This window comes from Streptomyces beijiangensis (genome assembly GCF_017315755.1).
GTDB classification, from domain to species: domain Bacteria; phylum Actinomycetota; class Actinomycetes; order Streptomycetales; family Streptomycetaceae; genus Streptomyces; species Streptomyces beijiangensis.
In genome coordinates this window covers 1-7,796 of the sequence record NZ_JAFLRJ010000210.1, presented here as the reverse complement: position 1 = coordinate 7,796, position 7,796 = coordinate 1, and the positions used below count along the sequence as shown (strand labels likewise).

The 7,796-nt window shown below is 71.7% G+C and carries 8 protein-coding genes; 1 reads left to right on the top strand and 7 read right to left on the bottom strand.

Annotated features, from left to right (window positions below; translation table 11 throughout):
- Positions 1 to 69: 69 nt before the first annotated feature.
- The 5 genes from alc to J0695_RS22235 are packed head-to-tail and all read right to left on the bottom strand — an operon-like array spanning position 70 to position 5,405.
- Positions 70 to 1,203 carry an allantoicase gene (gene alc / locus J0695_RS22255; protein WP_206963894.1) on the bottom strand — a complete coding sequence of 378 codons (1,134 nt, stop codon included), beginning with the start codon at positions 1,201 to 1,203 and terminating at the stop codon, positions 70 to 72.
- A gap of 59 nt (positions 1,204 to 1,262) precedes the next feature.
- A complete protein-coding gene (locus J0695_RS22250) occupies positions 1,263 to 2,162 on the bottom strand; it encodes a LysR family transcriptional regulator (RefSeq protein WP_206963893.1) in 900 nt (299 codons plus the stop codon).
- A gap of 14 nt (positions 2,163 to 2,176) precedes the next feature.
- Positions 2,177 to 3,091 (bottom strand): DMT family transporter, encoded by a 915-nt coding sequence (locus J0695_RS22245; protein ID WP_242553026.1) that lies wholly within the window; start codon positions 3,089 to 3,091, stop codon positions 2,177 to 2,179.
- A 39-nt stretch (positions 3,092 to 3,130) separates the two neighbouring features.
- Entirely contained in the window at positions 3,131 to 4,054 is a 924-nt protein-coding gene (locus J0695_RS22240; protein ID WP_206963891.1) for an EamA family transporter, read from the bottom strand.
- A 34-nt stretch (positions 4,055 to 4,088) separates the two neighbouring features.
- Complete coding sequence (locus J0695_RS22235) at positions 4,089 to 5,405, bottom strand: MFS transporter (RefSeq protein WP_206963890.1); 1,317 nt, start codon at positions 5,403 to 5,405, stop codon at positions 4,089 to 4,091.
- A gap of 110 nt (positions 5,406 to 5,515) precedes the next feature.
- Here J0695_RS22235 and J0695_RS22230 point away from each other — a divergent pair, with 110 nt between their 5' ends.
- Complete coding sequence (locus J0695_RS22230) at positions 5,516 to 6,013, top strand: MarR family winged helix-turn-helix transcriptional regulator (RefSeq protein WP_206963889.1); 498 nt, start codon at positions 5,516 to 5,518, stop codon at positions 6,011 to 6,013.
- Positions 6,014 to 6,086: 73 nt separating this feature from the next.
- Here the strand turns inward: J0695_RS22230 and J0695_RS22225 are convergent, their stop codons facing one another.
- On the bottom strand, positions 6,087 to 6,314 hold the full coding sequence (locus tag J0695_RS22225) for a hypothetical protein (RefSeq protein WP_206963888.1): 228 nt from the start codon (positions 6,312 to 6,314) through the stop codon (positions 6,087 to 6,089).
- 20 nt (positions 6,315 to 6,334) lie between these two features.
- A partial coding sequence (gene malQ, locus J0695_RS22220) for a 4-alpha-glucanotransferase (RefSeq protein WP_206963887.1) occupies positions 6,335 to 7,796 on the bottom strand: 1,462 nt, incomplete at its 5' end.

The window sequence follows — 7,796 nt, the reverse complement described above, 5'->3', positions numbered from 1 at the left end:
CAATCGCCGGAGGGGCTTGGTTTTGCTCGGCGAGCGCCTGAAATTGCGGCTACTGGGCGTCAGAGGGCTTCAGTTTGCCCGGTTGCGCAGCGCTGCCGCGCCCTCCTCCGTCAGCACGCCGTGCACCCGCATCCTGGCCACTCCCCCGTCGGGGAACGCGTCCAGGCGTACGTGGGTCGCGACAGCCACCGCGGCGAGCGGGAAGCGGTGCAGGGTGTCGGGCTGGAGCTTCGTACGGGGGATGATCTCGAACCACTCGCCCGTCTCGCCATTGCGGCCGCTCAGCGCGATCCAGCCCGCCGAATTGCCCTTGAGGTACGCCGTGTCGATCTCCACCGCACGGATCGCGCCCTGGGCAGCCAGCCGGAACCGCACCCAGTCGTTGGTGTCGCGGACCCGGCGCCTGCGGTTCTCCCAGCCGTCGTCCATCTTGCGCGAGGTGCCGGGCAGGATGATCTGCGTCGGGGACGAGTAGAAGCGGTCCGACGCGTCCTCGCAGGAGCCTCCGTTGAGGACCGAGACCAGGTCGACCGTGCCGAGCAGGTCCAGCCATTCCGGATCCGGAACGACCTCGCCGTGCACGCGGAGGCGGGCCACGCCGCCGTCGGGATGCTGGTTGAGGCGAAGATGCGTCCAGCGGCGGCCGGAGGTGATCTCGAAGCCGTTGGCGGCATGGCCGCGTACGGGCGTCGGCGGGATCAGCTCCTCCCACTTCACGTCGCCCGCGAGCAGTTCCTGCGGACTCGGCGAGCCCTCGACCGACGCCGCCTGGACCGATACCCGCTGCGGGTAGTTGCCGCGGAAGTGCGCCGTGTCGACGACGATTCCGCGGATGACACCGGGGGCACCGAGCCGGATCAGCGCCCAGTCGTGGTCCTCAGGGGCCGGGAACGGGTCGGCCGTGGTGCCGCGACGGCGGCGGGTCTCCCAGCCGTCCATGATCTTGCCCTTGTGGCCGAAGTGCTCGGGGTCGAAGACCGCCCGCTCACGGACCAGCAGGTTCTCGCGCTCGGCGAAGAACTCGTCGTTGGCGGCGACTACACCCGCTCCCAGCCGGCGGTCGGCGAGGTCGACCAGTTCCGTGAAGGGGTGCTCGAAGGTGCGGTAGTCGGCGTACGGGTCGCCTCCGCCGTAGGGGGCCGCGTCGTTGGCGTGCGGGTTCTCGGTCTGGGACTCGGGCTGGTGCTCCGGCTTCGTGGTCATGTCATCGACTCTCGCAGCAGAGAACAGACAGGTCCATCGAAAGTTTTCGTACGGTCTGTTCAGTTCTGCTGAACATTCTTGAGGGCCGCGAGTACCCGCGCCACCGCCGTCCCCTCCTCCGATCCCCGCCGCACCGCCGCGATGACATGGCGGCGCGGCTGGTCGGCGCTGAGGACCCGGGTGACCACTCCGGTACGGCGTTCCGCCGCCGCCATCCGCGGTACGAGCGCGACCCCCATGCCCGCCTCCACCATGGCCAGGATCGCGGTCCAGCCCGCAGCCGAATGCGCCTGCTCGGGCACGAATCCCGCCGCCTCGCAGGCCGTTCTGGTGATCTCCGACCAAGGTCCGCTGCCCCCGAAGATCCAGGGCTCGTCCGCGAGATCGGCGAGTCGCAGACCGGGTGTCGTGGCGAGCGGATGGGCCACCGGAAGGGCCACGTCGAGCGGGTCGGCCAGCAGGGTCACCCGGGTGAAGCGCGCGTCCCTGGCCGTCGGCGCGTGCGCCGCCAGCGAGAGGGCCAGGTCCACGTCCCCGGCCGAGAGCAGCGCGTACGACTCCGCCGCCTCCGCCTCTCGGACCCGTACCTCCAGCGCGGGATGCGATGCGCGCAGCGCCCGTACCGCCGGAACGACCAGGGCGGGGACGGCCGTCGAGAACGCGCCGACCCGCACCTCGCCCGCCTCGCCCTGGAGATAGCCGGACAGTTCGGCGTCCGCACGCTCCAGCTGGGCGAAGACGGCCTCGGCGTGGCGCAGTACGAGATGAGCCGCGTCCGTGAGGCGGACGCGGCGGCCGTGCGCTTCGAGGAGCTGGACCCCGAGCTGTTTCGACAGGTTGGAGAGCTGCTGCGAGACGGCCGAAGGCGTCATGAGCAGCGCCTCGGCCGTCGCGGTCACGGTGCCCCGTTCGTTCAGGGTCCGCAGGATGTGCAGCTTCTTGATGTCCCAGTCGGTCATGGGGCGCAACCTATCTACCTGCGCGCCCCGAGGGTTACTCCGCCGAGGATCAGCGCCATGCAGAGGAGCTGAAGCGGCCCTGTGCGCTCTCCGAGCAGGGGGTAGGACAGCAGCGCGACGCAGACCGGCTGGAGGTAGTAGACGACTCCGGCGCGGGCGGCTCCGATCGTCGCGACCGCCTTGTTCCAGGCGAAGAAGGCGACGGCGGAGGAGAGGACTCCGACGTAGAGGAGCGGGCCGACCGTGGCAGGGGTGGCGGCGAAGCCGCCCTGGGCGGTGAGGCTGACGACGTACGCGGGGAGCAGCATCAGCGCGCCGACGACAAAGGTGGTGAACAGGAAGGCGGGCCCGGTCAGTCCGGCCGGCTTGCGGCGCAGGAGTGCGCTGTACGAGGCGAAGCAGCAGGCCGCGGCGAGCATCCAGAGGTCGCCGGTGGAGAAGTCGGGGGTGAGCGATCCCTTCCCGACCAGGAGGATCACTCCCGCGCAGGCGATCAGCATTCCGGCGGTGCGGCGGGCGCCGAGACGCTGTCCGCCGACGCGCTCGATGACGGCCATCAGGACCGGTGACGCGGCCATGATCATGCCCATGTTGCCGGCCGAGGTGGAGAGTCCGGCCTGGTTGACGAGCGTGTTGTAGACGGCGACTCCGAGCAGCGCGGCGAGGGCGACGAAGCCGAAGTGACGCCGGACAGCGGCCCGTTCGCGCCAGGCAGCCCGGGCCGCGAAGGGCGCGACCGCCACAAGGGCGACGATCCAGCGCCAGAAGGCGGCCTGCACGGGGGGCACGGAGTCGTGGAGGGCACGAGAGGCGACGAAACTGCCGGACCAGACGACCGTGGCGAGGGCGGCGAGCGCAAGACCGGAGCCCGCTGCGGATTTTCCTGTACGGGGGCGGGTGGTCGGTGTCGCAGTGCGGTCGGGGGCCAGGACAGCCACGGTGTGCTCCTCCTCGGTGGGGTGATGCCCCTACCGTCGCAGCCCGGAAACCATCGCGTCCATCGAAACTTTATGCCTATTTCTTTCAGTAGAACTGAATGGTTTGCGCGGGGCCAGCTGCCCGGAGAGTGTCGCCCCGAAGGCGATCGCCATCCCGGTGAGCTGCAGCGGGGTGAGTGTCTGGCCGAGCGCGGCCCAGCCGATGACGGCGGCCGTGAGCGGGGAGAGCGGGCCGAGGAAGGTGACGGAGGTGGCGGTGAGCGTGCCGATGCCGCGGAACCAGAGCCAGTACGCGACAGCCGTGTTGACCAGGGCCAGGTAGGCGTACCCGGCGAGACCGCGGCCGTCGAGCGCGGGCGGTGCGCCCTCTGCCAGGAAGGCGACCGGGGCGATCAGGAGTCCGCCCGCGGTGAGCTGCCAGCCGGTGAGGGCGAGCGGGCCGACGCCCTCCGGGCGGCCCCAGCGCTTGGTGAGGACGGTGCCCGCGGACATCGCGGCGGAGGAGGCGAGCGCCGCCCCGACACCGATCAGGTCGAAGGCGCCCGTGGCCTTCAGTACGACCAGGCTGACGCCCAGCGCGGCGGCGACGGCGGTCAACAGGGTGCGGGTGGTGGGGCGTTCGGCGAGGAGGAGCGCGGCGAGCCCGGCGACGAAGAGCGGGCCGACGGAGCCGACGACGGCGGCCATCCCGCCCGGGAGGCGGTAGGCGGAGAGGAAGAGGAGCGGGAAGAAGACGCCGATGTTCAGGGCCCCGAGGACCGCCGACCGCCACCACCAGGCGCCCCGCGGAAGGGTGCGGGTGACGGCGAGAAGGGCGAGGCCGGCGGGGAGGGCGCGTACGAGAGCGGTGAACAACGGGCGGTCGGCGGGCAGGAGTTGGGTGGTCACCGCATAGGTGGAGCCCCAGGAGACGGGGGCGAGTGCGGTGAGGGCGACGGTGGCTGCGCGGTTCATGATCACTCCTTCGGGGATGTGAAGCGATGAGGGGTTACGCGGCCGCCGTGACCTGCGCCGGTCGGGGCGAACCCGCCACGGCGGCCGGGGCCATCGGATGGACCGCGGACTTCGGCAGGACCCGCTCCAGGCGGAGCAGCAGGACCGCCGCCGCCAGCGACGTGCCCGCCAGCAGCAGCCAGGGCAGACGGCCGTCCATGTCGAACAGCACAGTGAAGAGCGAGGGGGCGACAGCAGCGGAGAGGGACCAGGAGAGCTGGTACGCGGCCATGTAGCGGCCCCGGAGTGCGGCGGGGGCGGCGGCCACCGAGAGGGCGCCGGCGGAGGGGCTGTGGACCAGCTCGCCCAATGTGTAGAGGACCGTGATGGCCAGCAGCGCGGCGCCGGTCAGCCATACCGCGCCGGGGCGGAGCGTGCCGAGGGCGACCAGGGCCACGAAGGCCGCCGCGAAGAGCACCGAGCCCAGCGCCGCCGACCTGGTGCGGCGCGCGCCCCGGGACCGTACCCGCGCGGCCACCAGCACACCGCCGGCCGCGCACAGCACCGTGTTCAGGGTGAAGGCGGCGCCGGAGATCGCGGCGGGGCCGCGCAGCGAGGTGGTGATGTAGAGCGGGAAGAGGATGGCGAGGGACGCATAGCCCAGCGCGTTCAGGAAGTTGGCGAAGGTCAGGGCGAGGAAGGGTCGGTCGCGCAGGACCAGGCCGTAGCCCGCCTGGGGGCGGACGGCGGGGATGCAGCGCACCACCCGTACCCCGCGCATCAGCAGTGCGGCCGCGGCGAAGCTCGCCGCGTTCAGCCAGGCGGCCGCCGTGAAGCCGGTGTCCCCCGCGAGGGTCACGATCAGCGAGGCGAGCAGTGCGCCCGCGCCGAGGCCGCCGTTGCGCAGGGCGCGCGAGGAGGCCTGGAGGCGGTCACGGTCGGTGCCCTGGGCGATCTCGCCGATCAGCGACTGCTGGACCGCGGGGAACGCCCGGTCGCCGAAGGAGGTCATCAGGGCGACGGCCGCGAAGGCGGGGAGCGAGTGGGCGAAGGGGTAGAGGAGGAAGCCCGCGCCCCGGATCCCGTACAGGACCAGCTGGACGCGGTGGGCGCCGAAGCGGTCGACCGCCGAGCCCGCGAGCGGCAGTGCGCCGAGTCCTGCGAGGCCGACGACGGTGAGGACCAGGCCGACCGTGGCGAAGGAGAGCCCGGTGATGTGGTGGAAGAAGACCAGGCTGAAGGGGACGTACATCCCGGATCCGGTGGCGTCGACCGCCATGGCGACGAGCATCCGGCGTTCGCCGGCTATGCGGGTGGCGCCGGCGGCGCGGTTGATGCCGGCGGCGCGGTTGGTGCGTTTGGTGCGGGCCATCGGATGCTCCCCGGACAGAAGTTGCTTGATAGGAAGTAGCTTACCGCTAAGCGACTTACCGTCAAGCTACTTTCTTGCAAGCGACCGACTCTTGGACGACACTGGACTCCATGAGCAAGGACCCCGTGGACGCGATCACCGCGCAGTGGGCCGCCGTGCGGCCCGACCTCCAGACCGTCCCGATGGCCGTCTACGGCCGCATCTACCGGATCGCCCGCACCATGGGCGACCGGATGGAGAAGGAGTACGGGCGGTTCGGCATCTCCCGCGGCGAGTTCGACGTCCTGTCGACACTGCGCCGCTCCGGGGAGCCGTACACGCTCTCGCCGCGCCAGCTCTCCGCGACGCTGATGCTGACCACCGGCGGGATGACGGGCCGGCTCGACAAGCTGGAGAAGGCCGGGCTGCTGCGCCGCGAACCCGATCCGCACGACCGGCGCGGACTGCGGGTGGTCCTCAGCGACAAAGGCCTGAAGGTGATCGACGAGGCGGTGAAGGACGGCCTCGACGTGCAGCGCGAGGTACTCGCGTCCGCACTGGACGAGGAGCAGGCGGAGCAGCTCTCGGAGCTGCTGAAGCTACTGCTCGCGGGCGAGGAGAAGGCGTGAGAACGCGCTGAAGGCGCGAACGGGTCACGTGTGTACGCAACCCGCCCGCGCCTTCAGTCGAAGAAGCGGTGTGTCAGGCCTTCTTGGACTTGTCGAGCACCATCACCAGTCCGGCGATGATCGCGAAAAGAGCGAGCGGCGCGACCACGAAGAGACCGATCGTGTCGAACACACTCAGACCGGAACCCGGGTCGTCACCGTCGTCACGCGTGATCGCGAGCGCGGGGGACGACATCAGCAGCATCATCAGCGTCGTACCGGCTGCTACGGCGCCGGCGCGCAGGGTGTTCTTCTTGTCCACGACCCAAACGTAGCGAACGCCTAGGAAGGGCGCGCGCCCGGGGGTGCCGTACGGGGCGCGAACTCGCTCAGCAGACGGTGCAGCCGGGGCGATGCGGCCAGCTCCTCCAGGGTGACGGGGCGGCCCTGCGCATCGGCCACGGGCAGCCGCCAGTTGGGGTACTGGTCCCAGGTCCCCGGCAGGTTCTGCGGCCGCCGGTCCCCCACCGCGTCCGGCAGCCAGATGCCGATCATCCGGGCCGGGGTGAGCAGCAGGAAGCGGTAGACAGCGCGGATCTCTCCCTCCTCGTCACCGCTGCCCTCCGGGAGCAGCCGCAGTCGGGAGAGGTACGCCAGCCAGTCGGCGACCTGCGCCTTGTCCTCGGCTTGTTCCTCGGCGAGCGGGCGGGTGAGCAGGCCGAGCCGGTGGCGGAGTACGACGTGTTCGCCGGTGAGGCGCGCGGCCGTGGACGGCAGGTCGTGGGTGGTGGCGGTGGCGACGCAGCCCGCGCGCCATCGCGACGGAGGCAACGGCTGCCCCGTACCGGTCCAGTCACGCTCGAACCAGAGCACCGAAGTGCCCAGGACGCCGCGCTCGGACAGGGATTCGCGGACGCCGGGTTCCACCGTCCCCAGGTCCTCCCCGATCACGGCGGCGCCTGCGCGGTGGGCCTCCAGGGCGAGGACGGCGAGCATCGCCTCGGCGTCGTAACGGACATAGGTGCCTGCGGTCGGCTCCTGGCCCTGCGGGATCCACCAGAGGCGGAAGAGGCCCATGACGTGGTCGATGCGCAGGGCGCCCGCGTGGCGCAGAAGTCCGCGCAGCAGGTCGCGGAACGGGGCGTACCCGGAGGCGGCGAGGGTGTCGGGGCGCCAGGGCGGCAGTCCCCAGTCCTGGCCGCGGGCGTTGAAGGCGTCGGGTGGGGCGCCGGCCGACATCCCCGCGGCGAAGGCGTCCTGCTGGGCCCAGGCGTCGGCGCCGTCCGGGTGGACGCCGACGGCCAGGTCGTGGACCAGGCCGATCCCCATCCCCGCTTCGCGGGCGGTCTGCTGCGCGGCGGCGAGCTGGGTGTCGGTGAGCCAGGCCAGCCAGGAGTGGAAGTCGATGCGGTCGGCGAGTTCGCTGCGGGCGCGGGCGGTCAGGGCGGAGCGCGGGTCGCGCAGTCCGGCGGGCCAGGCGTGCCAGTCCGGGCCGTGCACCTCGGCCAGCGCGTACCAGGTGGCGTGGTCGTCGAGCGCCTCTCCGCGGTCGGCGAGGAAGTCGGCGTAGGCGGCGCGGCGGCCGGGGCCGAGCGGCACCTCGCGGATCAGCTCCAGGGCCTCGCGCTTCAGCGCCCACACGGCGTCGCGGTCGATGAGCGCACCCTCGTCGATGACCGCTGCGCGCAGGCCTGCGGCGCGCCGCAGGAGCGGGGCGCGGTCCACCGTCACATACGCGTACTCGGGAATCGCCTCGATCCGCAGATGTACGGGATCGGGGAAGCGCCGGGACGAGGGGCGGTAG